At 66.1% G+C, this 24,915-nt stretch carries 22 protein-coding genes and 1 tRNA gene; 6 read left to right on the plus strand and 17 right to left on the minus strand.

Annotated features, from left to right (window positions below; all coding sequences use genetic code 11):
* Nucleotides 1-47: 47 nt before the first annotated feature.
* The 9 genes from CP557_RS12445 to CP557_RS12490 all read right to left on the minus strand — a co-directional run bounded on the left by CP557_RS12445 (nucleotide 48) and on the right by CP557_RS12490 (nucleotide 7,868).
* Nucleotides 48-119, minus strand: a tRNA-Ala gene (locus CP557_RS12445).
* A 177-nt stretch (nucleotides 120-296) separates the two neighbouring features.
* The gene (locus CP557_RS12450) at nucleotides 297-983 is read right to left on the minus strand and encodes a rhomboid family intramembrane serine protease (RefSeq protein WP_097380203.1); all 687 of its coding nucleotides are present in this window, start codon (nucleotides 981-983) and stop codon (nucleotides 297-299) included.
* A gap of 257 nt (nucleotides 984-1,240) precedes the next feature.
* On the minus strand, nucleotides 1,241-1,549 hold the full coding sequence (gene rpsJ / locus CP557_RS12455; RefSeq protein WP_004215311.1) for a 30S ribosomal protein S10: 309 nt from the start codon (nucleotides 1,547-1,549) through the stop codon (nucleotides 1,241-1,243).
* The gene (tuf, locus tag CP557_RS12460) at nucleotides 1,550-2,812 is read right to left on the minus strand and encodes a translation elongation factor EF-1 subunit alpha (RefSeq protein ID WP_097380204.1); all 1,263 of its coding nucleotides are present in this window, start codon (nucleotides 2,810-2,812) and stop codon (nucleotides 1,550-1,552) included.
* A gap of 346 nt (nucleotides 2,813-3,158) precedes the next feature.
* Nucleotides 3,159-4,106 carry a homoserine dehydrogenase gene (locus tag CP557_RS12470; protein ID WP_097380206.1) on the minus strand — a complete coding sequence of 316 codons (948 nt, stop codon included), beginning with the start codon at nucleotides 4,104-4,106 and terminating at the stop codon, nucleotides 3,159-3,161.
* Nucleotides 4,106-4,675: an amino acid-binding protein gene (locus CP557_RS12475; RefSeq protein WP_097380207.1), complete on the minus strand. Its 570-nt coding sequence runs from the start codon at nucleotides 4,673-4,675 to the stop codon at nucleotides 4,106-4,108. Before CP557_RS12475 ends, CP557_RS12470 begins: the two co-directional genes overlap by 1 nt.
* Nucleotides 4,676-4,832: 157 nt before the next feature.
* Nucleotides 4,833-5,198 (minus strand): NifU family protein, encoded by a 366-nt coding sequence (locus CP557_RS12480; protein ID WP_097380208.1) that lies wholly within the window; start codon nucleotides 5,196-5,198, stop codon nucleotides 4,833-4,835.
* A gap of 60 nt (nucleotides 5,199-5,258) precedes the next feature.
* Nucleotides 5,259-6,794, minus strand: coding sequence for an LVIVD repeat-containing protein (locus tag CP557_RS12485; protein WP_097380209.1), 1,536 nt, complete (start codon nucleotides 6,792-6,794; stop codon nucleotides 5,259-5,261).
* 96 nt (nucleotides 6,795-6,890) lie between these two features.
* Nucleotides 6,891-7,868 carry an ROK family protein gene (locus CP557_RS12490; protein WP_097380210.1) on the minus strand — a complete coding sequence of 326 codons (978 nt, stop codon included), beginning with the start codon at nucleotides 7,866-7,868 and terminating at the stop codon, nucleotides 6,891-6,893.
* Nucleotides 7,869-8,035: 167 nt separating this feature from the next.
* Between CP557_RS12490 and CP557_RS12495 the strand changes: the two genes are divergently transcribed.
* Nucleotides 8,036-8,467, plus strand: a complete 432-nt coding sequence (locus CP557_RS12495) for a hypothetical protein (RefSeq protein ID WP_097380211.1) — start codon at nucleotides 8,036-8,038, stop codon at nucleotides 8,465-8,467.
* A gap of 42 nt (nucleotides 8,468-8,509) precedes the next feature.
* Here CP557_RS12495 and CP557_RS12500 read toward each other — a convergent pair whose 3' ends face one another.
* Together CP557_RS12500 and CP557_RS12505 are read right to left on the minus strand one after the other, a co-directional pair.
* Nucleotides 8,510-8,974 (minus strand): universal stress protein, encoded by a 465-nt coding sequence (locus CP557_RS12500; protein ID WP_097380212.1) that lies wholly within the window; start codon nucleotides 8,972-8,974, stop codon nucleotides 8,510-8,512.
* 474 nt (nucleotides 8,975-9,448) lie between these two features.
* Nucleotides 9,449-9,904: a universal stress protein gene (locus CP557_RS12505; RefSeq protein ID WP_097380213.1), complete on the minus strand. Its 456-nt coding sequence runs from the start codon at nucleotides 9,902-9,904 to the stop codon at nucleotides 9,449-9,451.
* Between the two features lie 104 nt (nucleotides 9,905-10,008).
* Between CP557_RS12505 and CP557_RS12510 the strand changes: the two genes are divergently transcribed.
* Complete coding sequence (locus CP557_RS12510) at nucleotides 10,009-10,749, plus strand: SDR family NAD(P)-dependent oxidoreductase (protein ID WP_097380214.1); 741 nt, start codon at nucleotides 10,009-10,011, stop codon at nucleotides 10,747-10,749.
* 215 nt (nucleotides 10,750-10,964) lie between these two features.
* Here the strand turns inward: CP557_RS12510 and CP557_RS12515 are convergent, their stop codons facing one another.
* Nucleotides 10,965-12,290, minus strand: coding sequence for a DUF92 domain-containing protein (locus CP557_RS12515; RefSeq protein WP_097380215.1), 1,326 nt, complete (start codon nucleotides 12,288-12,290; stop codon nucleotides 10,965-10,967).
* Nucleotides 12,291-12,476: 186 nt separating this feature from the next.
* Between CP557_RS12515 and CP557_RS12520 the strand changes: the two genes are divergently transcribed.
* The gene (locus tag CP557_RS12520) at nucleotides 12,477-13,082 is read left to right on the plus strand and encodes an undecaprenyl diphosphate synthase family protein (protein ID WP_097381631.1); all 606 of its coding nucleotides are present in this window, start codon (nucleotides 12,477-12,479) and stop codon (nucleotides 13,080-13,082) included.
* A gap of 50 nt (nucleotides 13,083-13,132) precedes the next feature.
* Here CP557_RS12520 and CP557_RS12525 read toward each other — a convergent pair whose 3' ends face one another.
* Together CP557_RS12525 and uppS are read right to left on the minus strand one after the other, a co-directional pair.
* Entirely contained in the window at nucleotides 13,133-14,527 is a 1,395-nt protein-coding gene (locus tag CP557_RS12525) for a hypothetical protein (RefSeq protein WP_097380216.1), read from the minus strand.
* A gap of 52 nt (nucleotides 14,528-14,579) precedes the next feature.
* Nucleotides 14,580-15,527, minus strand: coding sequence for a polyprenyl diphosphate synthase (gene uppS, locus CP557_RS12530; protein ID WP_097380217.1), 948 nt, complete (start codon nucleotides 15,525-15,527; stop codon nucleotides 14,580-14,582).
* A gap of 136 nt (nucleotides 15,528-15,663) precedes the next feature.
* Here uppS and CP557_RS12535 point away from each other — a divergent pair, with 136 nt between their 5' ends.
* Nucleotides 15,664-16,071, plus strand: a complete 408-nt coding sequence (locus CP557_RS12535; RefSeq protein ID WP_097380218.1) for a DUF5778 family protein — start codon at nucleotides 15,664-15,666, stop codon at nucleotides 16,069-16,071.
* Nucleotides 16,072-16,161: 90 nt separating this feature from the next.
* On the opposite strand, the gene CP557_RS12540 is transcribed toward CP557_RS12535, so the two are convergent.
* Nucleotides 16,162-17,826 carry a hypothetical protein gene (locus tag CP557_RS12540; protein ID WP_097380219.1) on the minus strand — a complete coding sequence of 555 codons (1,665 nt, stop codon included), beginning with the start codon at nucleotides 17,824-17,826 and terminating at the stop codon, nucleotides 16,162-16,164.
* Between the two features lie 178 nt (nucleotides 17,827-18,004).
* Between CP557_RS12540 and CP557_RS12545 the strand changes: the two genes are divergently transcribed.
* Nucleotides 18,005-18,787 carry an ABC transporter ATP-binding protein gene (locus CP557_RS12545; protein WP_097381632.1) on the plus strand — a complete coding sequence of 261 codons (783 nt, stop codon included), beginning with the start codon at nucleotides 18,005-18,007 and terminating at the stop codon, nucleotides 18,785-18,787.
* Nucleotides 18,788-18,899: 112 nt separating this feature from the next.
* Here the strand turns inward: CP557_RS12545 and CP557_RS12550 are convergent, their stop codons facing one another.
* Together CP557_RS12550 and CP557_RS12555 are read right to left on the minus strand one after the other, a co-directional pair.
* Entirely contained in the window at nucleotides 18,900-21,566 is a 2,667-nt protein-coding gene (locus CP557_RS12550; protein ID WP_097380220.1) for a PAS domain S-box protein, read from the minus strand.
* 172 nt (nucleotides 21,567-21,738) lie between these two features.
* The gene (locus CP557_RS12555) at nucleotides 21,739-22,110 is read right to left on the minus strand and encodes a cupin domain-containing protein (RefSeq protein ID WP_097380221.1); all 372 of its coding nucleotides are present in this window, start codon (nucleotides 22,108-22,110) and stop codon (nucleotides 21,739-21,741) included.
* A gap of 205 nt (nucleotides 22,111-22,315) precedes the next feature.
* Here CP557_RS12555 and folP point away from each other — a divergent pair, with 205 nt between their 5' ends.
* Nucleotides 22,316-24,907 (plus strand): dihydropteroate synthase, encoded by a 2,592-nt coding sequence (gene folP, locus CP557_RS12560; protein WP_097380222.1) that lies wholly within the window; start codon nucleotides 22,316-22,318, stop codon nucleotides 24,905-24,907.
* The last annotated feature ends 8 nt before the right edge of the window (nucleotides 24,908-24,915 follow it).

Consider the following 24,915-nt stretch of genomic DNA (forward strand, 5'->3'; position numbering starts at 1 on the left):
GCCGAGGGCACCGAATTCGGTACCTTCGAAACCGACTTTTTTACGGATGGACTCGTCGGGATTTGAACCCGAGGCCTCTTCCTTGCGAAGGAAGCGATCTACCACTGATCTACGAGCCCTCGCACGTTCCTAACCCCGGTTTCTATTTGTAGCTTGTGTTTCGGGGCCGGATCGGGACACTGCACCACGATGGGGTCTCGAGTCGACGGCGGGATTCCTACGGGCTGCTGTCACTGGGTCCCGCACACTCGTAGGCGGGTCGTGGGTGTGCCGGCACCGACTGATGGTCGTCCGTATCAAACGGCCGACCGACCGTCGGCGTCGGTACCGGCGGCGAGCACTCGAGCACGACCGGCGATCGTCCCGACGAGGAACCCGGTAAAGTGGGCGATCACTGCGACGCCGGGCGAGGCAGTCATGACCGTCACCGTGATCGCGAGCCCGACGAACACGAGGATCGCCAGCCAGCGTGGAACGTCGACGAACGAGGCGAGGCCGCTCGAGAGCCGGTTCGACGCGACGAGATAGCCGAGCAGGGCGAAGACGGCTCCGCTGGCTCCGAGGACGCCCGCGGTCGGCGCGACGGGGACGAACGGAACCGCTGCGAGTACCCCCGTGACGAGGATTTGGGCGACCCCCGCGATCGCACCGGTGATCGCGAAGAACGAGTGAAATCGGAGTCGAGTCGTGGCTCGCGCGACCGGCCAGCCGAAGACGATCAGTGCGACGCTGTTCGAGAGCAGGTGCCCCACGCCGTTGTGGGCATAGACGCTCGTGACGATCGTCCACGGATTCGCCGTGAGCGGCGGCGCGAGGACGAACAACCCGCCCACCAGCCCCGCGAGCGCGGTAAGGCTCTGGACGGCGAACACGACGGCAAAGACGACGAGGAGTTCGAGGATCGGACTGTTCGAGCCGGATTCGGGCCCCTCTCCGCCGGATCGGACGGCCGGTTTCGACCGCGACCGCGAGCGTCTCGCCATGTGGATAGCTGGGACGGCGAGCGACAAAAGTCCCGGTACGGACTGGTGGAACGGGACTCGGGAAGACGACCCGGAAACCCCGGCGCCTGATCGGGACGCAACCGTCGCTGCGGACGGGCGTTCGGTGGCTATAGTAGTCACTGAAACGATTGACACACCGATCGCACCGCTGTCGTGCGCTCAGGAGTGCACTGACTCTCAGTGACTACTATAGAAAAACGGTAAATATCCTCTTCGAGCCGCGATCGGAGACGGCCTCAGTCTTCGAGGACGATCTCGATCGAAACGTCGTTTGGCACCTGAATGCGCATGAGCTGTCGGAGTGCGCGTTCGTCGGCGTCCAGATCGATCAGGCGCTTGTGGACGCGCATCTCCCAGTGCTCCCACGTCGCAGTGCCCTCGCCGTCAGGCGATTTCCGGGTCGGCACCTCGAGGGTTTTCGTCGGCAGCGGGATCGGCCCGCTCAGGTTGACGCCGGTGTTGTTCGCGATCTCGCGGACGTCGTCGCAGATGTCGTCGAGGTCGTCTGGACTCGTGCCCGCGAGTCGAACGCGTGCCTGCTGCATTTATTTCTCGTGGACTTCGAGGACCTTGCCGGCGGCGATGGTCTGACCCATGTCGCGGATGGCGAAGCTCCCGAGTTCTGGGATCTCGCTGGACGGCTCGATGCTGAGGGGCTTTTGCGGTCGGATGGTGACCACAGCGGCGTCACCCGACTGGATGAAGTCGGGGTTCTCCTCGGCGACCTCGCCGCTCGAGGGGTCCATCTTCTTGTCGATCGACTCGATCGTACAGGCGACCTGAGCCGTGTGAGCGTGGAAGACCGGGGTGTAGCCGGCCGTGATCACGCTGGGGTGTTGCATGACGACGATCTGTGCCTGGAACGTCTCGGCGACGCTTGGCGGATCGTCGGCGGGGCCACAGACGTCACCGCGGCGGATGTCGTCCTTGCCGATGCCGCGGACGTTGAATCCGACGTTGTCACCGGGCTCTGCTTTGGGCACCTCTTCGTGGTGCATCTCGATCGTCTTGACCTCGCCGCCCACGTCGCTGGGCTGGAAGGAGACGTTGTCGCCGGTGTTCATGATGCCGGTCTCGATACGTCCGACGGGGACGGTACCGATTCCGGAGATGGTGTAAACGTCCTGAATCGGGAGTCGGAGCGGCGCGTCCGTCGGTGGCTCCGGCTCCGGCAGGCTGTTCAGGGCCTCGAGGAGGATTTCGCCGTCGTACCACGGCGTGTTGTCGGACTCCTCGGCGATGTTGTCGCCTTCGAACGCCGAGATCGGGATGAAGGAAGCGTCGTCGGTGTTGAACTGAACCTGCTTGAGCAGCTGCTCGACTTCCTCGACGACCTCGTTGTACGTCGACTCCTTGTAGTCGACGATGTCCATCTTGTTGATGCCGATGATGAGCTCGTCGATACCGAGGGTTCGAGCCAGGAAGACGTGCTCCTGGGTCTGGGGCGCGACACCGTCGTCGGCGGCGACGACGAGGACGGCGTTGTCCGCCTGGGATGCGCCCGTGATCATGTTCTTCACGAAGTCCCGGTGGCCAGGACAGTCGACGATGGTGAAGTCGTAGGCGTCCGTCGAGAACTCCTGGTGGGCGATGTCGATGGTGACACCACGCTCTCGCTCCTCGGCGAGGTTGTCCATGACGTAGGCGAACTCGAAGCCACCCTTGCCCTTCTCTTCTGCTTCTTCGCGGTGCTGTTCGATGACGTGCTCGGGTACGCTCCCCGTCTCGTAGAGGAGTCGTCCCACGAGCGTACTTTTCCCGTGGTCAACGTGACCGATGATGGCCAGGTTCTGGTGTTGGTCGCTCATTGTTGTAGCTCACGCGCAGAGGCGCTTATATCGGTCTCTTTGGCTCGTTGCGGTTAAAACCATTTCGAAAGCGTATTCAGTCGATCCCGATCCCGTCTTGCGGTTTGGCTAGGATTCACACGGCACGGAACGTTCGAGAGGCGACGACTTCGCCCAGGAGGACGGCCACGAACGGGTGATCTCGCCTCGAGGGAGCGGCAAACTCGTGACGCGCGGATCGATGAGGCCGTCCAGCGGACCGTACAGGCGTTCGACGGCACCGGCCCCGGTTTCGAGTGGTCGCGACACCGATACGACTCGAGGAACGGTGACGACAGCAAGGACAGAAGACAGCAGCGGCCCGCTCTCAGAGGGGCGGCAGTCGACCGACGTCCGACAGGACTGCCGTCGCGGTCTCCGGACCGCCGGCACCGCGACCGCTCGAGTGCAGCGAGCCTGCGTTTCGCGTCTCGATCTGGACGATGTTTCGCGTGCCGGTCACGGCCAGCGCGCCGTTTTCGGGGACGAGTCGGGGGCCCACGCGGACCCCGTCGCGGGTCGCCTCGCCGATGAGGCGGATCGTCCGACCGTCTTCGGCGGCGAGATCGAGCGCACTCCCCGGAATGTCCTGAATGCCCTTGACCGTCGCGTCCTCGAGCGCGAAGCCACCGTCGGCCAGCACGTTCGCGAGGATGACGAACTTCAGGGCGGCGTCGGTGCCGTCGACGTCGAACGTCGGATCGGCTTCGGCGACGCCGAGATCCTGGGCTTCCGCGAGGACGTGTTCGTAATCGAGTCCCTCCGCGGCCATGCGCGTAAGAATGAAGTTCGCAGTGCCGTTGAGCACGCCCCGGACCGCGGTGACTGCCTGTGGCGTACAGTCCTCGACCGTCGAGAGCACCGGGATCGCGCCGCCGACGGTCGCCTCGAATCGGATCGAGCCCGCGCTCTCGGCTTCGAGTGCACGGAGTTCCTCGTAGCGTTCGGCGACCGGCCCCTTGTTCGCCAGGACGACGTGGCGGTCGGCCTCGAGTGCACGTTTCACGTGCGTAAAGCCGGGTTCGGCGTCGCCGAGCGTCGTCGGCGTTGCCTCGACGAGCACGTCGTAGGTCGTATCGAAGACGTCTTCGGGGTCGCCCGCGCCGAGGGGCTCGCCGCCGACCTTGCGCTCGAGGACGTCGTCGACGGCGATCCCACCGGGATCGACGGTAGCGCTGGTAGAATCGGCGAGCGCGACGACTTCGTGGCCGTACTCGTCGGCGAGGTCGGCCACCGAGCGGCCGACGTCACCGGCACCGAGAATTGCGAGTTTCATCAGGCATCACCTCCGAGTAGGGGTTCGACGACGGTCAGTTCCTTGTCCGTCCCGATCGAGCGGATCGCCGTGAGTGCCTCCTCGGACCGGCCGGAGTCGATCGCGAGTCGGGCGCGGGCGCTCGCGACGCCGTCGGTCCCGTCGGGCGCGGCAAGCGAGAGGTCCAACACCGCGGCGTCGGCCTCGTCCTCGATCCGGGAGAGGGTATCCGAGAGATCCGTCTCGACGAGGTGACCGACCAGCACGACGTTTACCTCCTCGCCGTAGTGCTCCGCGCCGGCCTGAATGATGTTGACACCGGCGTCGCGGAGCCCCCCGACGACGTCGTCGAACCGGTCGGGCGGACACTCGAGGTCGACCTCGACGGGAATGTGTCCTCGCGGTGTGATGTTGCCGCGTTCGTGGTGAATGCTCAACAGATTACCGCCGTTGTCGGCGATCGGAGCGAGCGCGCGCAGCAACTCGCCGGGTTCGTCGACGAGCTCGAGCCGAACGGTATAGGCACGAAGACCGCCGTCGGTCTCGGCGTCGGGCTCGTCCTCGTCGCCGGGCGCGGGCGCGTCACCCATCGCCGACACCTCCAGCCTGCAGGCGTCTACTCGTCGTCATGATATACGATGTGCGTAATGGGCGCGTAAAAGGATATAGGACTTCCCAAAACTCTCCGCCCCTGTCAACGCGACACACAGAACGGCACCGACGCAGGGGAACGGACCGAGCGGCCGCTCAGAGGTGGTCTTTCCCCGGGTTCGACGATCCCCAGTCACCACGGCCGCCCTCAGTCCGGTCGACGCCCATGATCGATTCGGGCTGGTCGGGACCGCCGAGGCTGTCGCGCGCGTCTGGCACGCGGACGGTCACTTCGTCGATCTCGGGCCACGTGATGAGTTCGGCCTCGATGTTGCCCGTCGTGACGTCGCTGACCGAACAGCCCTTGCAGCCGCCGCCGAGTTCGATGATGACCTCGCCGGTGTCGGGGTCGGCCGACCGGACCGCGCTCGTCCCGCCGTGCATCTGGATGATCGGCATCTCGCGTGCCATCCACTGCTCGACGCGTTCCTTCAGGGGCGGCTCGTCCTCGGAGTCAGTCATGGGTCGTGCTAGGAACTCGAACGGGGAATAAGTTCGGTCGCGCGGCCGAAATCAGTCGAATTAATCCTGAACGTTTCCGTCGCGTCGGCGCAGCCACTCGAGGGCGACCCCGCCACCGACGAGAGCGGAGAGCCCGGTGAATCCGGGAATCGAATCGGCACCGTCGGTTCCGGTCGTCTCACGATCGGTCTCGGTGGTTCCGTTCGGACCGCCGTCCGTCCCGTCGGTCCTGTCACCAGTACTGGCGGCTCCGGTCGCATCACCGTCGGTTTCCGCGGAGTCGGTCGTCCCGTCGTCGGTTCCGTTCCCGTCCGTTCCACCGGCTGGATCCCGGAGCGACGGGGGATCGGCCTGCTCGCCGGCCTCGATCGGGAAGGTATAGAGTGCGCCCTCGAGGGAGGCGTTCGGAATCGCTTCGGTACTGGTCGCGAGGAACGCGTCGCCGGGTTCGACGACGCGTGCCGTCCAGAACCCGGTCGCTTCGGGGTCGCGCCACCAGGCGAGCTGTTCGGGGTCGGTCGGATCGGAGACGTCGTGGATCTTCACCCCGGCGCGGTACCACGAGGAGTAGAGGTGCCCGTCACGCAACTCGAAGTTGTGTGCGGTCGTCCACATACCGCCACGATAGCTCTCGTCGTCCGTCCGCGGCGCACCGATCGAGCCCTGGTGGACCGGGTCCCCGGGATCGGTCACGTCGTAGAGATCGATCCCGCCCGGCCTATCGGATTCCCCGCTGCCGGTTGCCCAGGCTTCCCGGCTGACCGCCATGAGGTCGCCGGTCTCGTCTACCGCAGCGTAGTGGTCGTTGCCCGGGAGCCCCCTGACGGCCGCGTCGGGATCACGGCACTCCCGTTGCTCCTCGAGAGTGGTCTTCGCGACGTGGGAGACGTACTCGGGCTCGGTCGGATCGCTGACGTCGACGAGGTAGGTGCCGGCGTTCCAGTAGGGGAGATAGGCGAGATCGTCCTGGACGAAGACGTCGTGAAGGTAGCGGGCGAGCCAGTAGATATCGCGCCAGCCGGGCTCGCGTTCCAGCAGCGACCAGTAGCCGACCCGCTCGATTTCGTCGCCGCCGACGTCGAAGATCACGAGCCGATTCTCCCCTCGCGTGTTCGCGGCGACGAACAGCAGATCCCCCTCGAGATAGCAGTTGTGGATGTGATAGCCGGTTTCGAGTGCGCCGGTCGAGACGGGGTCTGCGGGGTCGCTCACGTCGTAGCAGCGAAACCCCATTCCACCGAAGCCCGGATTGGCCGGCCCCGCCGCGACCAATCGATCGCCATCCACGGTCACGTCGAGGAGCCCCGAAAGGGACCCCCCCTCAAGTTCGATGTCGCGTTCCTCGGCGAGGAGCGTCGGCTCGGCGGGGTCGCTGATGTCGACGGTGACGAACCCGGTGGTGGCGGCGACGTAGGCGGTCTCGCCGTCGTCGCCGACGACGCCTTCCGCAGCGCCGGTGATCGGAATCCGACCGAGTGGCTCGTATCCCTCTCGTGAGGGGAACTCGATGCTCGATCGAGCTGCCGCAGTCGTGGCCGGCACAGAGAGGGCGAGACCGCTACTACCGCTCGCTCGAAGGAACGCTCTCCGGTCCATAATTACTGGATAGGGGATGCGTATATATAGGATTGATTACTCGATCATCCGACGAACACGGTTCGCTCGGGCGCCGGGACTGCGACCCCGAACGGCTCAGCCGCGGAGCCGCCGTCGGTCGCCGGTTCCCTCGGTCAGGGCACTCGCCAGCGCTCCCTCGACGACGACATCGTCGCCGAGATCGGTCACGCGGATCTCGGGGACGTTCGTCATCACCATCTCGGAGACGCGCTCGCGGATCCGATCGACGACGAGTGCCTCGTTGTGCAAGGCGACCGCGCCACCGAAGGAGACGACGATCGGCGCGAACGAGTGGACCACGTTCGTCACGCCGATCGCGTTCCAGTGGGCGAGCTGGTCGATCACGTGATCGGCCAGTTCGTCCTCCCCCGCGAGATCGAAGACGTCCTTCGCCGTAAACTCCGATCCCTCGAGCGGGAGCGACGTCGAGATCGTCGGATCGTCCTCGGCGAGCAGTCGGGTGTAGTCGGGGATGGCGTTGCCCGAGCAGTAGGCCTCCCAGTGGCCATCGCGGCCACAGCCACAGGTCAGCCGACCTCGGGGATCGACGACGCAGTGGCCGACTTCGCCGGCGTTGCCGTCCCAGCCGGACATGATTTCGCCGTCACAGCAGACCCCGGCACCGATCCCCGAGGAGATGGTGATATAGACCATGTCGTCGGGGTTTCGGTCGGCGTGAAAGCGTTCACCGATCACGCCGGCGATCGTATCGTTGTGGAGGTAGACGTCCTCGCTATCGATCAGCTTCGCGATCGGTCCCGTCAGCGGGATGCGATCGATCGAAGCGGGCAGGTTCGCCGGATCGATCACTGCGCCCTCCGCGAGATCGAACGGCCCGATCGAGCCGATACCGGCGGCAGCGATCCGCGCGGGATCGATCCCGGCATCGCCACACGCCTCGCGAAGCGTTCGGAGTACTCCTTCCGTCACGTCGATACCCGTCGGGCCACGCGGCGTGGATCGACGACTCGTGCCGATCGTCGTCCCGTCGGCCTCGGCGACGATCGCCCGGACGTTGGTCGCGCCGAGATCGACGCCCGCATAGTAGACCATGTTGTCCTATGAACGACCGTCGCCGTACTTAACTACCCAGATTATACTCGCCAACGAGTAGCGATTTCGACGTGTTACGGAGCGATCGCGGACCGGTGTGACGAGCGGTCGACGCCGGGCGATCGATCGACGACACATGTATGACACCATGTGACATAGTCCGCGATATGGGCACTGACGATTCGTCTCCGAATCGAAGCGGTTCGTCCGAGCCGGGACCGGCGTTGTCCGACGCGGAGTTCGACGCCCTCCACGAAGTCGAACTCGGCCTCGAGTGGGTCCAGCGCGCCCAGGGGAGCCTCCTCGAGTTCCACCACGCGACGGGCCACGGCATGGACCACCTCTATCGGGCCGAGGAGTTGCTCAGAGCGACCGGCCACGACGAACTCGCGGACGCGGTCCGAACCGAACTGCTTCCCCACGGCGTCGTCGACGAGGACCGCTGGTCCTACGACGTTCTGGAGAACTTTCAGGAGAGCTTGCTGGCGGAGACGCGGTCGCTCGAGCGACGGGTTCGACGGGAGCTAGCCGACGGCCAGCGCCACGTCCGCGAGCGCCGGCAGGAGCGGGAGTGGAAGCGTCGTGCTGACGACCCATAACGGAGAGAGAAACGGCAAACGCGAGAACGGAACGAGGCGTCGTTACTCCATGACGTCGAGGTCGCGGAAGTACGTGACGGGACAGGGGGCCTGGAGAATGATCTCCTGGGAGACGGAGCCCAGAACTGCCTTTTCGGCGGGCGAGCGTCGCCGGCCGCCGACGACCATCCGGTCGGCGTCGACGTCGATCGCCATGTCGACGACCTTGCTGCTGACTTCGCCGAGCGCACCCTTGATTTCGTAGTCGACGCCGGCCTCCTCGAACCGCTCCGCGAGTTCGGGGACCGGGGCACGCTTGGCGGCGACCTCGTCGGGGTCGACGTCTTCGGCGCGAGCGTCGAAGCCGAGTTCCTCGTGTACGTCCTCGTACTCGTCTTCGGTGAAGGCGTGTCCGATCACGACGGTGGCACCCAGAGGGTCGGCGATCTCGAGAACGGTTTCGGCGAGTTCCGGTGCGCGTACTGAGTCCATCGGTCCGACCGCAAGGAGTACCGTATCGATTGCCATACCGTCACAGTGGTGGGGCCACCCGCTTAAGTATTCTCGTCGTTGCAGTATTACGGAAACACCGGTTCGTCGGCGCGGGCGGACTGCTATCCCATCGATCAGAAATCACCCACCGTCTCCACACCGGTTCCGTCGATGATCTCGTCAGCCTCCATCGACGAACCGCGTCACAGCGCGCGCCATCGCAGGCTGTGTGACCAATTCGGAGCGAAACGGCGGTTGCCTCGACGCAGCGGTGCCCCTCGAGTCGGGCCGGTGAGACAAAGGAGGAGGCCCCGCCCTGAAGCGCGGGCTGGATGTCGCTCGAGCGACAGTAGCCACTGAAACGAGTGACACGTTCATCGCAACGTCGTCGTGCGATGAGGTGTGCAGTGACTTTCAGTGGCGACTATAGTTCCGTTCCACCCGTCGACTGCAGGGTCGAATCCGGCGGCATGGTCCGATTCGACCCTGCAGTGCAGGCGTGGACCGCCACTAGTCGTCGTGTCGGACGAACGTGACGGGACAGGGGGCAGACAACAGCACTTCCTGGGCGGTCGAGCCGAAGACGGCTTTGCCGGTCGGCGACCGGCGTCGGCCGCCGACGACGACCCGGTCTGCGCCGGTGCTCGTCGCCAGCTCGACGATCGACGGCCCGTGTTCGCCGACGGCACCCCGAATCTCGTAATCGACGTCGTGTTCCTCGAGGACCCTCTGAAGGTCCTGAATCGTCGAATGTCGCGCGGCGACGTTGTCGGGATCGACCTCCCCGGCGCTCTCGCCGAACTCGAGGCGGTCGAGTACGTCGTCGTACTCGCCGTCGGTGAAGACGTGTGCGAGAACGACGGTCGCGTCGGCTGGGCTCGCTACCTCGAGGACCGCTTCGGCCAGGTGCTCGCTTCGGTCGGCGTCGTGGGGGCCGACGGCCAGCAACACAGTATCCAGCGTCATGATAGAAACTATTCACACGGACTGTCGTAAATATGTGCGTTGAAAACGGACCACCGTGGTTCAGTTCCGAATGGTTTTTCGACACAGTCGACCTGAACGGATCCATGGACGAACCGGCGCTCTCGGACCGGACGGTACTGGTGACGGGCAGTGCGAGGGGCGTGGGTCGTGAACTCCTGCTTTCGACGGCCGATTGTGGCGCGCGGACGGCAGTTCACTACCACACCAGCGCCGACGCAGCCAGCGAGGTGGCCGCCGAGGCCCTCGAGCGCGGTGCCGCCGACGCGATGACGATCCAGGGGGACGTCACCGATCCCGAGGGCGTCGACGGCCTCTTTGCCGGCGTCGAGGCCGAGCTCGGGAGCGTCGACGTCCTGGTCAACAACGTCGGCGACTTCGCGCCCGCTCGCTGGGACGACATCGCGTTCGAGACCTGGAACCGGGTCCTCGAGACGAACCTCAACGGCACCTACCTCTGTTCGAAGCGGGCCCTCCCCGGGATGCGAGAGCGCGGCTACGGCCGGATCGTCAACGTCGGCTACGCCTCGAGCGAACAGGGGCTCGTCAGCCCGAAGAACTTCCCGTACTTCGTCGCGAAGAAGGGCGTGTTGATGTTCACGCGCATGCTCGCGGCCGACACGCAGAACGACGGCATCACCGTCAACGCGATCTCGCCGTACGTCGTGGAGAACTCCGACGAGTTCCCCGAGGAGCTCCCCCGCGACCGGCCCGCGAGCTTCGAGGATCTGATCGCGCCGCTGTACTTCTTTCTCGATCCGGACAGCGAGTACGTCAGCGGTGAGAACATCGAAGTCGACGGCGGCTGGCTGCCCGAAGACGTGTGACTCGATCGAACCGCGGCGCGTCGCGCCGCGGGTAGTTTTTGGTCCAGATTTTTGCAAGGAGCGGGTTTCGAGCAGTGCGCGGCGCATCGCGCCGCGCGAAGCGAGAAGCCCGACGCAGTAAAAAGGTGGGTGGAGAACATCGAGGTCGACGGCGGCTGGCTGCCCGAACAGGTCTAAGCGATCGCGCGGCCGCCACTCTCCGCTGCCTCGGCTCCCTATCCGAGGAGGGCAAACGACAGCACCAGCAGCGCACAGACGAGCGCACCGGACAGCGTCGCGAGGAAGTTCACGCCCTGATTGCCCAACAGGGTGCCCTCGAGGGTCGCGCCCAGGAGACTATCGACGGTCATCCCGACGACGCCGGCGGCGACGACGACCGCGGCCCCGACGGCGTCGACTTCGGGGAACAGCCCGTACGCGAGGCCGGCGACGATGGTGGCACCCACGAGACCGGCGAGTTCGCCCTGCCACGTGACGCCACCGTCGGTTCCGGGCTCGACCTGCTCGAGGGTCGTGATCAGTCGCGGCCGGTCGAAGACGCTGCCGATCTCGCTGGAGAGCGTGTCGCTCATCGCGGTCGCGATCGAGCCGGCGAAGACGAAGAGGAACAGTTCGGGCTCCCCGAGGAGGAGTCCGGCATCGCTGGCGGCGTAGCCGAGCACTGCGGCGAGCGCGACGGCCGCGTTCCCGAGGACGTTGCCGCTGCCGCGTGCGCCGTTGTTGTCCTCGGCGACGCCCAGCGCCTGCTTTCGGTCGTAGCGAAACTTCGTCGAGAGGCCACCGATCGCGAAAAAGGAGATGAGGACCGCGAACCACTCGTAGCCCCCGAGGACGATCGTCAACAGTCCCAACAACACCCCGGTGAGCATCCCCGCGATAGAGGCCGTCTCGAGGGCGTACGACGCATAGCCGAAGGCGACCGTCACCGCGATCGCGACGACGACCTCGCCGGTGCCGATCGTCGCCTCGAGTTCCGCGAGGAGCCAGAGCAAGAGCCCGACGGAGAGGACGACGATCGGGTCGTCAGAACGTAACAGGACGTCGCGGAGGAGTGCGGCGAGAAGCGCGCCACTGGCCGCCAGAAAGAGGAGCACCGGGAGGAGCGATGTGACGGCGTCGCCGGCAAGCGAGTACGTGATCGCCTGTCCGGCGACGGCGGCCGCGATCGCCGCGAGACAGAAGCTGGCCACGCGAACGACCGCGTTCTCCGTCCGCAGTCTGACGAGTTGCTCGCCGAGGTTCCCGTATCCGACGAGCAGTATCGTCCCGACGAAGACGGCGACGGGCATCGACGCCGCGGTCGCCATGAGGCCGAGTGCGACTCCCGAGAGGACGAACGTGATGAGGCCATAGAGACGGAAATCCTCGTAATCGCCCGGATAGGCGAGCAGCTCGAACAGCGGGCCGTCGGTGATCACGTAGGCCCCGAGCAGGACGACCCCCGCGACGGCGGCCCCCACCCGCGGACCGAAGAGCGGAACGGCGAGCGAGAGCGTACAGAGGGCCGCGAACACGCCGGCTCGCCGAACGGGTGCTGTCACGATATCGATCCCTTTCTGTGGCGTTCACTTGAAGGTTCGTGAACCCGGCGTGAGCCGGTTTTCGTTGGTTTCAGTGGGCTGAAACGGTATCCGTCGTCTTCTACAGACGATGCTGACCGAGTCCGTTCGGGTGCTCGGTGAACGCAACCCGTAACCGGTATGTCACCGGCCGGGGAACTCTCGAGCGTGGGACTGTACGAACGCTATCTCGCCCTCCGGATCCGCCGCCACGAGGGGGTGCCGCCGGATCACATCGCGCTCGTGATCACCGAACGGGACCTGTTGGAGCGGGGCGCCTACGAAACGCTCACGGAGTTCTTCGAGTGGGCGACCGAGTACGCCACGCAGATAACGGTCTACGTGAGCGTCCTCGACGCGGCGGCGGTACCGCCCTTACAGCGCGAACTCGAGACGATCGACGCGCCGCGGCCGGTCGCCGTCCGCGGGCCGGAAGACGACGCACGGGCCGACGCGCCGATCCGGATCGGGATCGGTCTCGGCGGGAAACACGAGTTCACCAGTGCGGTCCGGACGCTCGCCGAGCGCGTCGACGCGGGCGAACTCGAGCCCGCCGAGATCGACGACGAACAGGTCGAGGACCATCTCGTGTTCCCGTCGGAGCCGGACCTGGTGATCAAGACCGGTGCGGAACGGCTCTCGGATTTCATGATCTGGCAGTCGGTCTACTCGGAACTGTACTTCACGGACGTCAACTGGCGGAATTTCCGCAAGCGGGACTTCCTGCGGGCGGTCCGGGAGTACTGCAACCGATCGCGGCGGTTCGGTCGCTAGGGAGGACAGGGTTTCGAGGCGAAAGCCCACGGCTACGTCGTGGGTGGGTGTCAGGTGCGACGACCGATCTGGCGCGTGAAAGGGAGGAGAACGGCCACAGCGACGGCTGCAGTGAATCCGGGGACGACGTCCTCGTCTGACGGTTCGTCGGTAGGGTGGGTGGTATTCGAGGTCGTGTGTTCGGTTTCCGACGGCTCCGTCGCGGACTCGTTCTCGTCCGCCGTTGGACGCTCGGTTTCCGACGGATCGTCGACGACGTCTGCAGTCGGTGCCTCGAAGTCTGCAGCGTACTGGGTCACTGATCCGTTCTCGTGGACGACTGCTGCCGGCGATCCGTTCGGATAGTGTGGTTCGAACGCGTCCGATTCGCGATCGAGGTACACGTGAACTTCCGCCTCGGCAGCGGGACTGACCACACCATCGGACGTAACTAACGAAAGCGTCACGTTGTGCGTCTCGTTCGGACTGATAGCTTCCCTGTCGTAGGTCGAATCGGCGGTCGGGTCCAGTATCCTGACCGCCCCGCCGTTGGCGAGTGTAACGGTCGCGTTGATCGCCTTCGAGGCGTTTCGATAGGACGCGTTCGTCGTCGCGTTCGCGTCTCGTACCTCGAGCCGAGCATGTGGTTGCAGAACCGTACCCCGTATCGTCCGAGCCGTCTCGCCGGCGCGACGCACCTCGAGCGTGTATGCCGTGCCGTGATCGACGTCGCTGAGATCGAACGCGAATTCACCGTCCCTTTCGGCTGGTTCGATGCCCTCAGTCCGTGTCCCGCCGTCCTCGAGTTCGAGACGCGCCTCAAGGTCGTCGGTCGAGCCGACGTGCACCTCGACGCGTCGCCGGATCGGTTCGGCCGGAAGCGGTTCGCCGTCGGACAGCCCCCTCACCTCGACTGCGTGCCGGTAAAACCGAACGCTCTGCCCGTGCCACTCGAGGGCCTCTGCTCCAGAGCCCACCCGAATGGAATACGACGGTATGTCCGAGAACGACCCCTTCTCCGGATCGACGGACCGGGTATCGACGACCACGTAGGTCTCGTTTCCGTGCCGATGAACGGTCGTATTCTCGGGACCGAGGGGGACGTTGTTCCGTTGCAATCCCGGTGGACCGGACCACTCGAGAACGACGTCCCGGTCGGTGGGATCCGTTCCGCTCGAGTCGAAGAGGGCCGCCGTCGGAGAAGCGTTTTCGGCCTCGAGTTCGGCGGCCAACCGGTCGGACTCGATTTCGACCACCAGCGTTTCGTTCACGACGAGCCGCGAGGCGTTCTCGATTCCCGCTCGGACGTCGGAGACGTTCTCGAGGTCGACGCCGTCGTGTGCACGATACATCGTCACGTTCCCGTCGGCTGGATCGGGACGGACAGTCGTCCCGGCCGCGGACCCGGCGACGATCCCACAGAGTACCGCGACACCGAACAGGAGACGGACGGCGAGGCGACGCATGTCTCGCAGACCGCGCCGAACCGTTTAGAATGCTATGGTATCTCGGCCGAAATTAGTCGGCGATCCGGCTGCTCGAGTCGCCGGTCTCGAGCTCTCCCGCCTCGAGCTCACCCGAATCGGGTCGTTCGGCGGAGGGCAGCGAGTCGCGAAACCGGTCGACGATCGAGCGGGCTTCGGCGAGTTCCGGCTCGCTGAGGGCACCGAGCAGAGCCAGCGCGCGTCGAGCGCGGGTCCGCCGCCAGGACTCCTGGCGGTGCTCGTAAGTCCGGATCCCCCGGAGAAAGTCGGCCTTCGAGAACTCGGGCCAGTAGGGCGCACAGAAGAAAACGGCCGCCTCGTTACCGTTGGCGTGCCAGGGGAGGAAGTTCGACGTGCGCTCGTCACCGCCGGTTCGGATGATCAGGTCGACGTCCCGGACGGGCCGGTCGTACAGCCGCCGTTCGATGTCCTCGACGTCGATCTCGCTCGGCTCGAGTTCGCCCGCATCGACGCCCTCGGCGACCCCGCGGGCGGCCTCGAGGAGCTGTGCACGACCGCCGTAGGCGAGCGCGATGTTGAGCACGAACCGGTCGTAGCCGCGGGTCCGTTCCTCGGCGTAGGCGACGGCCTCGCGGACCCGTTCGGGGAGCTGATCGGTATCGCCGAGGGTCCGAATGCGAACCTCGTTGTCGTGGACGCGGTCGGCCTCGGCGAACTCCCGGAGTTTCTCACAGAGGAGATCGAACAGGGGCTCGTTCTCCTCGGCGGGCCGCTCGAAGTTCTCGGTCGAGAACGTGTACAACGTCAGTTCCTCGACGCCGATATCCTGACACCACTCGAGGACGTGTTCGGTCGTCTCGGCACCCGCACGGTGACCGTCGTGTGCGTCGCCGCCTTGATTGCGCGCGTACCGACGGTTGCCGTCCTGGATCACCGCGACGTGGGTCGGTGCGCCGGAGACTTCCCTGGAGAGGAGCCGCTCGTAGGCCGCATCGACGCGCTGACGAAGCCACCGCTTCATTGTTTCGGGGAAGGTCACCGACGACTATGTGTCTTGTGTGACAGCCGTCGACAGTGAGAATCGAACGCCGTCTCCCGCTGGGGGCCCAACGGGGGAATCGTGACGGCTATCCGTCCCGACTGCGAACGCGACCGTAATGCCAGACACGATCGACGACGACCTCTACCAGCGGACGAAGGCACTGCTTGAGCCCGGCGACATCGCCCTCAACGGGGCGGTCGTCCACACCGACTACGACGGCCAGGAAGACGTCAAGATGATGCAGGCGACGATCGACGTCGGCGACATCATCGCCGAACACTCGGGGTACGATCCGGGAGACTGTTACGTCTACTCGGGCAACGACGACTCCGACTTCTCCTCGAACCAGCACCAGGGGCTGACCCTCGAGGACGAGGAATTCGTTTGGGAGTGTCAGCAACTGCTTCGCGAGGGGAGTTTCGACATCGTCATCTACTACGAGGCGAGCGCCGATCACGAGGCGATCCTCGAGGGCATTCGAGACCTGGGCTTCGACGTGACGGGCGTCGAAGGCGACGAGTGAGCACCTGAGACGGCCGCGTTCGATTGTATCGCGCTTTCCAGTATCTCGTGGCCGTTCGTTCGCTCGGCGGGTCCCCGGTTGGTGACCCCCTTACTCGAGGACGTACCAGTCGAACCGTTCGATCGCGTAGCGATAGGAGACCAGGGGGGCGACCAGCCCGCCGATCAGGACGGTCCAGGCACCGATCGAGATCGAGCGGGCGGAGATCGATAGCGCGGGTGTTGGTGCCCACGCCGCGACCGACGTGAGCGCGTTAGCGATCAGTTCCGGGGCCTTGAGGTATATCACGACGGCGGCGACCGTGGGGAGTGCGATCGCGAGCGTGTAGACGAAAAACGCCGTCTTGCTCGGCATCACCGCCTCGCGGTTGTTGGTCACGGAGACGCTCCCAAAGCGGGGAAACGCCGAGCCGATCCCGGTCGCCAGCGCCGGCGTGACGACCGCGCCGACGACGGTTCCGGCGACTAACGCGGCCGTTCGCTCGAGCGAGAGCGGACTGACGAGCCCGACGGCGAGCGAGACGAGGAGTGCGAGGGGGACGCTGACGAGTGCGCCGGCGATGATTCGTCCACGAATCGCTTGCCGACCGGTGAGCGTCGAGGTCAGGACGGCGGGGAGGCCGGGGCCGAGGTCGCCGAGGGGGTTGAGCGTGAACAACACGCCGGCCGCCCAGACGACGTAGAGTGCAAACAGGAGGGCTATGTACGGCGGAATCGTCCCCGCCTCGATGATTTGCTGGACGAACCCGAGGATGCCCAGGAGCGGATAGCCGGCGTAGGCCAGCCGGATCGGCGATCGTTTCGTCCGGCGGATGGCGGTTACCGTCACCGTTCGGACCGGTCGCGAGATCGGTCCCGAGAGGAGCCCCTCGAGGCGGTCCGACGACGTCTCCGCGTCGACCTCGTCGTCGGGACGGGCCGGATCCGCGAACCAGTGGGTTCTCGCACCGGCGATAGCGACGGCGAGCGCGAGCGCGATACCGAGTGCCGACCCGACGACCGTCCCGCCGATCCCGGTCACCGATGGTTCGATGCCGGGAATCCCGAGCAGCAACAGGTGGCCGGGCCATCCGAACGGACTGGTTTGCAACCGAGCGAACAGCGTACTCGTGACTGCGTCGAGTTCACCCGTCGCGATCACGCCGAAGTAGACGAGCCAGAACCCGGCGAACAGCAGCGTTCGGTACCGCGCGATCGGCTCGTAGGCGGTTATCACGTGCCGGATCCAGATACCGGCGGCGAACCCGACGGGAACGGCGGTGAGCAGGACGAAACCGAGCACCAGCGGCGCGGTGACGACCGGAAGCACCGTTCCCGCACCGAACGCGAACGCGGCCGCGAGCAGTACCACTGGGGGGAGCGTCCAGACCGCAACGAGTGCGATTTCCGCGCCGACGACGCCGACGACGGTGTTCCGAACGGACGCCGACAGGAGGAGGAAGGCCGGCTCGTCGAGATCGGCGACCGTCGTGATCGTCCGCATGACCGTCATCCCGACCAGCGCGACCCACAGAACCGCGACGCCACCGGTCACGAGTTCCGTCGCCATCGTAGCCTCGCTCGAGGAAAGCGTTCCGGCGGCGGCTTCCTCACCCAGCGTCGGCAGAAAGAGCAGCCCGACGGCCGTAATCGGACCGAGTGCGACAATCGCGACCGCCGTCATCAGGAGGAGCTTCGTCCGGTTCCCGCTGACTGCGCGAACCGTTCGTCGGAACTCCGTTCCGGTGACGGCGAGTGACGGACGACCGCGTCCCATCAGCGAACACCTCGGGTCAGCCGTGGAGAGCAAGAGCGGACGGGGTTCATGGGTACAATCGTGTCACGGCGGTAGTAAATAATTGGCATTGTCCGCATCCGATCGATCGGACGAGCCCACGCCCGCAGCGACGACGGGGATGGCCGAGGTTTACGTCGCTTGCCACGAACGGAACTGTATGAGCCTTGCCGACGGCCCCGCTATCGAAACCGAGGGACTGACGAAACGGTACGGCGAGACGACCGCAGTCTCGAGTCTGACGATGACCGTCGAGCGCGGCACGGTCTATGGCTTCCTCGGTCCCAACGGCGCGGGGAAGACGACCACGATGAAAATGCTGACGACGCTGACCGTCCCGACCGACGGATCGGCCCGCGTCGCCGGCCACCCCATCGCGGAGCGGGAGTCGGTTACCCCCCACATCGGCTACCTACCCGAGGAGCCGCCGATCTACGAGGAACTCACTGGCCGGGAACAACTCGAGTACGCCGCCGGGCTCCGCGATATGCCCGAGACGGCCGCGAGCGAACGCATCGAATCGCTGCTCGAGCGCTTCGACCTGCTCGCGGACGCCAGCAAGCGTATCGAGGAGTACTCGAAAGGGATGCGCCAGAAGGTCGGCGTCATCCAGGCGGTGTTGCACGAACCCGACGTGGCGTTCCTCGACGAGCCGACGAGCGGACTCGACCCACGCGCCGCCCGGACGATGCGGGACACCATCGCCGAACTCGCCGATCGGGAGATGACGATCTTCCTCTCGACGCACATCCTGCCCGTCGTCGACGAACTGGCCGACGAGATCGGCGTCCTCCACGACGGAACGCTCGTCGCCGAGGGGGACCCCGAACGGCTCAAGTCCCGCGCCGAAACCGGCGGGCCCCGCAGTCTGGAGGACGCGTTCCTCGAACTAACCCGCGAACACGGCGACGACGGGCTGGCGACGGAGGGGACTGCCGAGTGACGGACCCGTCGGCTCGCTCGAGCAGTCGACCGCCGTCGATGGAGACCGTCGCTCGGCCACGGTTTCGCTCCGCGGTGGCGTGTGGCGTCAGTTCGGCGACGGGTGTTCGGCGTCAGTCCGGCGTCGGTCCGTCGTCGGTCTCCGTTGCGGGCAGCGTGAACGAAACCGTCGTCCCCTCGCCGGGCTCCGAGTCGATCCGGATCTCGCCGCCGTGGCGTTCGACGATCCGCTGACACAGCGCGAGTCCGAGACCGGTGCCGGGGTGTTCCTCGCGGCTGTGGAGGCGCTGGAAGACTTCGAACACGCGGTCTTGCTCGGTGGATTCGATCCCGATTCCGTCGTCCCGAACGGAGAGTTCCCACTCGCGCCCTCGTCGGTCGGCGTCGATGTGGATCCGTGGCGGTTCGTCGCCGCTGTACGTGAGTGCGTTCGAGAGCAGGTTCTGGAAGAGCTGACGCAGCTGATCGGCATCGCCCCTGACACGGGGGAGCGATTCGACCGCAACCTCGGCGTTCGTCTCCGCGATCTGGATCTGTAAATCCGCCAGAACGCTCTCGAGGAGGGGATCGAGTTCGACCGGCTCGAGGGGTGCGCCCTGTGTCTCGACGCGGGAATACTCGAGCAGTCCCTCGATCATCGCTCGCATTCGGTCCGCACCGTCGACGGCGAATTCGAGGAACTCTTCGCCCTCTTCGTCGAGTTCGTCGACGTAGCGACGTTGGATGAGCTGGAGGTAACTCGAGACCATTCGCAACGGTTCCTGGAGGTCGTGTGAGGCGGCGTAGGCGAACTGTTCTAACCGCCTGTTGGACGCCTCGAGCTGTGCGACGGTCTCCTCGAGTTTGCGCTGGTTTGCCTTGCGCTCGGTGATGTCGTGGGCCATCGTCACGCCGGCGAAGACGGTCCCCTGGCTGTCAGTGATCGGGACCGCGTGGAGCACCCACTCCCGGTCGGCATAGGAGAGTTCGACCGAGCGCTCCTCGCCGGCGAGTGCGGCCTCGAACGCGGGTTCGAGCGCCGTCAGGGTTTCGTCGGGCCAGACGTCGTGGACCGCCTCTCCCTCGAGATCCGTCGGCTCGATAGGAATGTTGTCGAACCCCTTGCCCGCCGCCAGCGTGTACTCGAGGTCGCGATCGAACAGAGTGACGATCCCGTTCGGGAAGTGCTCGGCGAGGGTACGATAGCGCTGCTCGGATTCCTCGAGTTCCCGTTCGCGCTCTCTGCGCTCGGTGACGTCGCGGAAGTAGACCGAGATGCCCGTCTCGGAGGGATAGAGGTTCGCCTCGACCCAGAAGTCGAGCGTGTCGTAGTAGAGTTCGAAGCTGGTCTGCGCTTGCGTTTCCAGGGCCGTGTGAAAGGCGTCCCAGACCTCGTCGGTCTCGACGAGGTCGGGAAACACGTCCCAGAGTCGCTTCCCGAGGAGTTCCGCCTCCGAGCGCCGGAGGAGGTCTTCGGCGCGGTCGTTGACGTGCGTGAATCGAAACTCATCGTCGACCGCATAGAACGCGTCGGAGACCCTCCCGAGGACGCGCTGGAGTTCGCTTTCGAGTTCCTGCTGACGCTCCCTGCGGTCGGTCATGTCGCGCGTCACCTTCAGATAGCCCCGATGGGTGCCGTCGTCGTCCCGGACCGCCGTGATCGTGACGGTCGCCCAGAACCGCGTGCCGTCCTTTTTGACGCGCCAGCCCTCGTCCTCGATGGAACCCGCTTCGAGCGCCCGCTCGAGGTTCCGTTCGGGAACGTTCGCCGCTCGGTCCGCCTCGGTGTAGAACGTCGAGAACTCCTCGCCGAGTATCTCCGTGCGGTCGTAGCCCTTGATCTGCTCGGCACCCGTGTTCCAGCTGATGACGTGGCCGTCCCGGTCCAGCCGGAAGATCGCGTACTCCTCGACGGCGTCGACCAGCGAGTAGAACGCCTCCTCGCTCTCCTGGAGGGCTCCTTCGGACCGTTTCCGTTCGGTGATATCGGCGTAGAGCTCGATCCGTCCACCGGCGTACGCACCCGATTCGATCGGTTTGCTCTGATATTCGAGCCAGCGGCCGTCGAACGCCCCGTCTCCGTCACCACCGAGTCGACATTCGAGCCCGTCGAGATACCGACCCTCGTCGTAGGCCGCCAGGACGGTGTCGGCGAACGAGCCGGGGTCGGCAACTCGCTCCGTCAGGATCTCCTCAAGCACCGTCCGTTTGTCCCGGCCGACGATCGCCTGACGATCGACGTCGAAGTACTCCTCGATCGTTTCGTCGACCCACGCGATCTCGAACGCGCGATCGAGGACGAGAACGCCGATGTTGCCCTCGTCCAATCCGTTCGCGATCGATTCGGACGACGCCTCCGTCGACGCGAACGTTCGCAGTCGGTGGGTCGGTTCGGAGCGGGTTCGCACGACTCCGATCGTTCCCCGAAACTCCTCGCCGTCGACGAGGGGATTGATCCGGAGTTCACACGGGAGGCGGCCACCGTCGGCGGTGTGAATGGCGAACTCGAAGGTCGGGATCCCGTCGTCGTCGGTGGCGAGTTGGACGACGATCTCTCGTTCGATGGCAGTGACGTCCTCGTCCGCGAGGACGATCGAGACGTGCTGGCCGAGGAGTTCCTCGCGCGGATAACCGGTCACCTCGACGACGGCGTCGTTGACAGCGACGAATCGCCCGCCGGCATCCAGCTGATAAATCCCGTCATCGATCGTATCGACGAGCGTCCGATACCGCTGGAGCGCCACGTCGGGGTCGGTATCGTCCCACAACCCCTCGTCAGCGGCACCCGGTCGGCTACTCATGTCTACCTGCTAGGTACTGAGCGAGATAAGTTTCTTGCCGGCGGCACGTCGGCAACGGATACCGTCGAACGGAACGATTCGTTCGCGAGGGGGAGACGGACCACTGCCAGTCAGTACCGGCGACTCCACGGACGGATCGCGGGGTCGCCGGTCGCTCAGACGGGGGACCGTCTCAGGGCTCGAAGACGCCGCGCTCGAGACCCTCTCGAACGGGCTCGTGTTCGGCGTCGGTCGGCGGCGGGCTCGTGACCAGGAGCGCCTCGAGTCGCCCGTCTTCGTCGGCTCGAACGCCGCGCTCGACCCCCGCCTCGACGACGACTACGTCGTCGGGGCCGACGGTGTGGTCCGTCTCCCCCTCGCGAACGACGCCGGTACCGGCCCGGACACAGATCGTGACGTCGCTGTCGGGGGCGTGGACCGGAATGAATTGCCCCGGTTCGAAGTAGCCGAGGACCACCTTCATTCGGTCGCTCCGGAAGACGGACCGCGTGCTGAATCGATGCTCGTCGTACGTCCGTTCGGCGTCGAAATCGGTTGCTGGCATACAGTATCTCCTCCGGCCGGCGGTTTAGGCCCGCCTAAAGCCGTGGGCGAACCGAGGTCGGCCGCCGAAGTCGCTCTTCTCCCGAACATATTTGCGCCGCCGGTCGCCGTCGTGTACCGGGCGGCGACCACGCCCGCGACGGGTGAGCGGTGACGACGGCGTCCGAACAGAATACTCAAAAACGGTCGGCCTCTCCTATTCCTATATGGAGTATCACGAGGCGGCGGATTTCCTCTTCGATCTGCGGCGGTTCCGCCCGAAGCCGGGGACGGAGTCGACGGCCCGCCTGCTGGCCCACCTCGAGAACCCCCACGATGCCGTCGACTGCGTCCAGATCGCCGGCTCCAACGGGAAAGGGAGCACGGCGCGACTGCTCGAGCGGACCCTGCGGGAGGCCGGCTACTCCGTCGGCCTCTACACCTCGCCGCATCTCGACGACCTCCGCGAGCGAATTCGCGTCGACGGCCGGAAGATTCCCCGGACGGCGGTCCGGGAGTACGTCGACGCCGTCGGCGAGTACGTCACGGCGCGCGGTGCCGACGGCGAGTCACCGACCTTTTTCGAGACCATGACCGCCATGGCGCTGTGGCAGTTCGGGCGCGAGAACGTCGATATCGCCGTCCTCGAGGTCGGTATCGGCGGCAAGTACGATGCCACGAGCGTCGTCGATCCCGTCGCGAGCGCGGTCACGAGCGTGACCCTCGAACACACGGGCATTCTCGGCGATACCGTTGCGGAGATCGCCCGCGACAAGGCCCACGTCGCCCCGACCGACGCGCCGCTCGTGACCGGCGTCACTGGGGGGCCACTCGAGGCGATCCGTGACGTGGCCGGTGACGTGGTGACCGTCGGGCGGGACGTGGCCGATGGCAGCGGCGCGGAGTCACAACCGGACGTCCACGTCGAATACGGCGGCCGCACCAACCACACCGAGGCCGCCGTCTCGGTCGACGCGGGCGAGTGGGACCTCGAGACGCGGATTCCGCTGCTGGGCGAACATCAGGCCGAAAACGCGGGCATCGCGGCCGTCCTCGCCCGCCAGGTCGGCGACGTGTCGGATGCGGCCCTCAGACGCGGACTGCGAAGCGCCCACTGGCCGGGTCGGTTCGAGGTACTCGACACCGACCCGCTGGTCGTGTTGGATGGCGCGCACAATCCGGGTGCCTGCGAGGGGCTCGCCGAAACCCTCGATACGTACGCGTACGACCGTCTCCACCTCGTCTTCGGTGCGATGCACGACAAGGACCACCGCGAGATGGCCGCCACGTTGCCGACGCCGGATACGGTCGTGACGACCGAGCCGGCACTCGATCGCGCCGAGGACCGGGCCGTCCTCGCCGACGTCTTCGCCGACGGCGGTGCCGGAACGGTCCGTACCGAGACCGCCGTGGCGGATGCCCTCGCGTCCGCGCTCGCCGACGCCGGGAGCGACGACTGCGTGCTCGTGACCGGGTCGCTGTACGCAGTGGCGGAGGCACGCTCGCGGTGGACCCGCACCGACGTTCCAAAGCGGATCCGCGACCGGGCGGACGCTCGCGACGCCCTCGAGGAGGCAAACGTCGCCAGCGACGACGTCGACCGACTGGACGGCGACGCCGTCCACCGGGTCGTCAGGACTGCACTGCGGGATCGACAGGCGACCGTCCTGAAGGAGGAACTGCTGCGCCTCGGCGGGGAGTGTGCCCTCTCCGGTCTCGACCGGGACGAGGAGACCGTCGACGCCGTGTTGATGGGAACGCTCGCACAGTTCGAGACGCTGGTCGAACGCCTCGAGGACCGGAGCCGTCCCGAGGGCGTCACCGATATCGCTCGAACGTTGCGAGACACCCTCGAGATCGATGCCGGAACCGGCGTCGGCGACGACGCGGGGATCGATGCCGGAGCCGGGACCACAATCGACGGCGACGCGGAGACGGCGGGGACGGAACGCGTGCCGGCCCGGCCCGACTGGCGGACCGCCAACTCGAGTGGCCCGCCCGCTCCCTGGTCGGATCGGACGGCCGTCATGGGCATTCTGAACGTCACTCCCGACAGCTTCCACGACGGCGGCGAGTACGACGCCCTCGAGGACGCCGTGGCCCGCGCCGAGGCGATGGTCGCGGCCGACGTCGACGTGATCGATATCGGCGGGGAGTCGACGCGACCGGGTGCCGACCCCGTCTCGGTCGACGAGGAACTGGACCGGGTCGTCCCCGTGATCGAACGGGTCGCCGACCTCGACGCGCTGATTTCGGTCGACACCCGCCGAGCCGCCGTCGCCGACGCCGCCCTCGAGGCCGGTGCCGACATCATCAACGACGTTTCGGGGCTCGAGGACCCCGAGATGCGCTTCGTCGCGGCCGACCACGACGCGGGACTGGTCGTGATGCACAGCATCGACGCGCCGGTCGTCCCGGACCGCGAGATCGAGTACGACGACGTCGTCGCGGACGTGATCGACCAGCTCTCCGAACGCATCCTGCTGGCCGAAAAGGCCGGACTCGACCGGAACCAGATCGTCGTCGACCCCGGCATCGGGTTCGGCAAGTCCGCGAGCGAGAACTTCGAGCTCCTCGATCGGATCGACGAATTCCACGCGCTGGGCTGTCCGGTTCTCTTCGGCCACTCCCACAAGTCCATGTTCGCACAGGTCGGTCGCGAGGCCGGCGACCGACTCGAGGCGACCGTCGCGGCGACCGCCCTGGCGGCCGATCGGGGGGCGGATATCGTCCGCGTTCACGACGCCGCGGAGAACGTCGCCGCGGTCCGGACGGCGCTTGCGACGCGCGATCCGGAACGGTTCGAGTGGGAGCCGTAGTCAGCGAC

The sequence above is a fragment of the Natrinema ejinorense genome, assembly GCF_002494345.1.
Lineage (GTDB): Archaea > Halobacteriota > Halobacteria > Halobacteriales > Natrialbaceae > Natrinema > Natrinema longum.

Coding starts and splice junctions, on each gene's coding strand:
- CP557_RS12450 (WP_097380203.1), bottom strand. CDS start 983: ATGGCGAGACGCTCGCGGTCGCGGTCGAAACCGGCCGTCCGATCCGGC.
- rpsJ (WP_004215311.1), bottom strand. CDS start 1,549: ATGCAGCAGGCACGCGTTCGACTCGCGGGCACGAGTCCAGACGACCTC.
- tuf (WP_097380204.1), bottom strand. CDS start 2,812: ATGAGCGACCAACACCAGAACCTGGCCATCATCGGTCACGTTGACCAC.
- CP557_RS12470 (WP_097380206.1), bottom strand. CDS start 4,106: ATGAAACTCGCAATTCTCGGTGCCGGTGACGTCGGCCGCTCGGTGGCC.
- CP557_RS12475 (WP_097380207.1), bottom strand. CDS start 4,675: ATGGGTGACGCGCCCGCGCCCGGCGACGAGGACGAGCCCGACGCCGAG.
- CP557_RS12480 (WP_097380208.1), bottom strand. CDS start 5,198: ATGACTGACTCCGAGGACGAGCCGCCCCTGAAGGAACGCGTCGAGCAG.
- CP557_RS12485 (WP_097380209.1), bottom strand. CDS start 6,794: ATGGACCGGAGAGCGTTCCTTCGAGCGAGCGGTAGTAGCGGTCTCGCC.
- CP557_RS12490 (WP_097380210.1), bottom strand. CDS start 7,868: ATGGTCTACTATGCGGGCGTCGATCTCGGCGCGACCAACGTCCGGGCG.
- CP557_RS12495 (WP_097380211.1), top strand. CDS start 8,036: ATGGGCACTGACGATTCGTCTCCGAATCGAAGCGGTTCGTCCGAGCCG.
- CP557_RS12500 (WP_097380212.1), bottom strand. CDS start 8,974: ATGGCAATCGATACGGTACTCCTTGCGGTCGGACCGATGGACTCAGTA.
- CP557_RS12505 (WP_097380213.1), bottom strand. CDS start 9,904: ATGACGCTGGATACTGTGTTGCTGGCCGTCGGCCCCCACGACGCCGAC.
- CP557_RS12510 (WP_097380214.1), top strand. CDS start 10,009: ATGGACGAACCGGCGCTCTCGGACCGGACGGTACTGGTGACGGGCAGT.
- CP557_RS12525 (WP_097380216.1), bottom strand. CDS start 14,527: ATGCGTCGCCTCGCCGTCCGTCTCCTGTTCGGTGTCGCGGTACTCTGT.
- uppS (WP_097380217.1), bottom strand. CDS start 15,527: ATGAAGCGGTGGCTTCGTCAGCGCGTCGATGCGGCCTACGAGCGGCTC.
- CP557_RS12535 (WP_097380218.1), top strand. CDS start 15,664: ATGCCAGACACGATCGACGACGACCTCTACCAGCGGACGAAGGCACTG.
- CP557_RS12540 (WP_097380219.1), bottom strand. CDS start 17,826: ATGGGACGCGGTCGTCCGTCACTCGCCGTCACCGGAACGGAGTTCCGA.
- CP557_RS12545 (WP_097381632.1), top strand. CDS start 18,005: ATGAGCCTTGCCGACGGCCCCGCTATCGAAACCGAGGGACTGACGAAA.
- CP557_RS12550 (WP_097380220.1), bottom strand. CDS start 21,566: ATGAGTAGCCGACCGGGTGCCGCTGACGAGGGGTTGTGGGACGATACC.
- CP557_RS12555 (WP_097380221.1), bottom strand. CDS start 22,110: ATGCCAGCAACCGATTTCGACGCCGAACGGACGTACGACGAGCATCGA.
- folP (WP_097380222.1), top strand. CDS start 22,316: ATGGAGTATCACGAGGCGGCGGATTTCCTCTTCGATCTGCGGCGGTTC.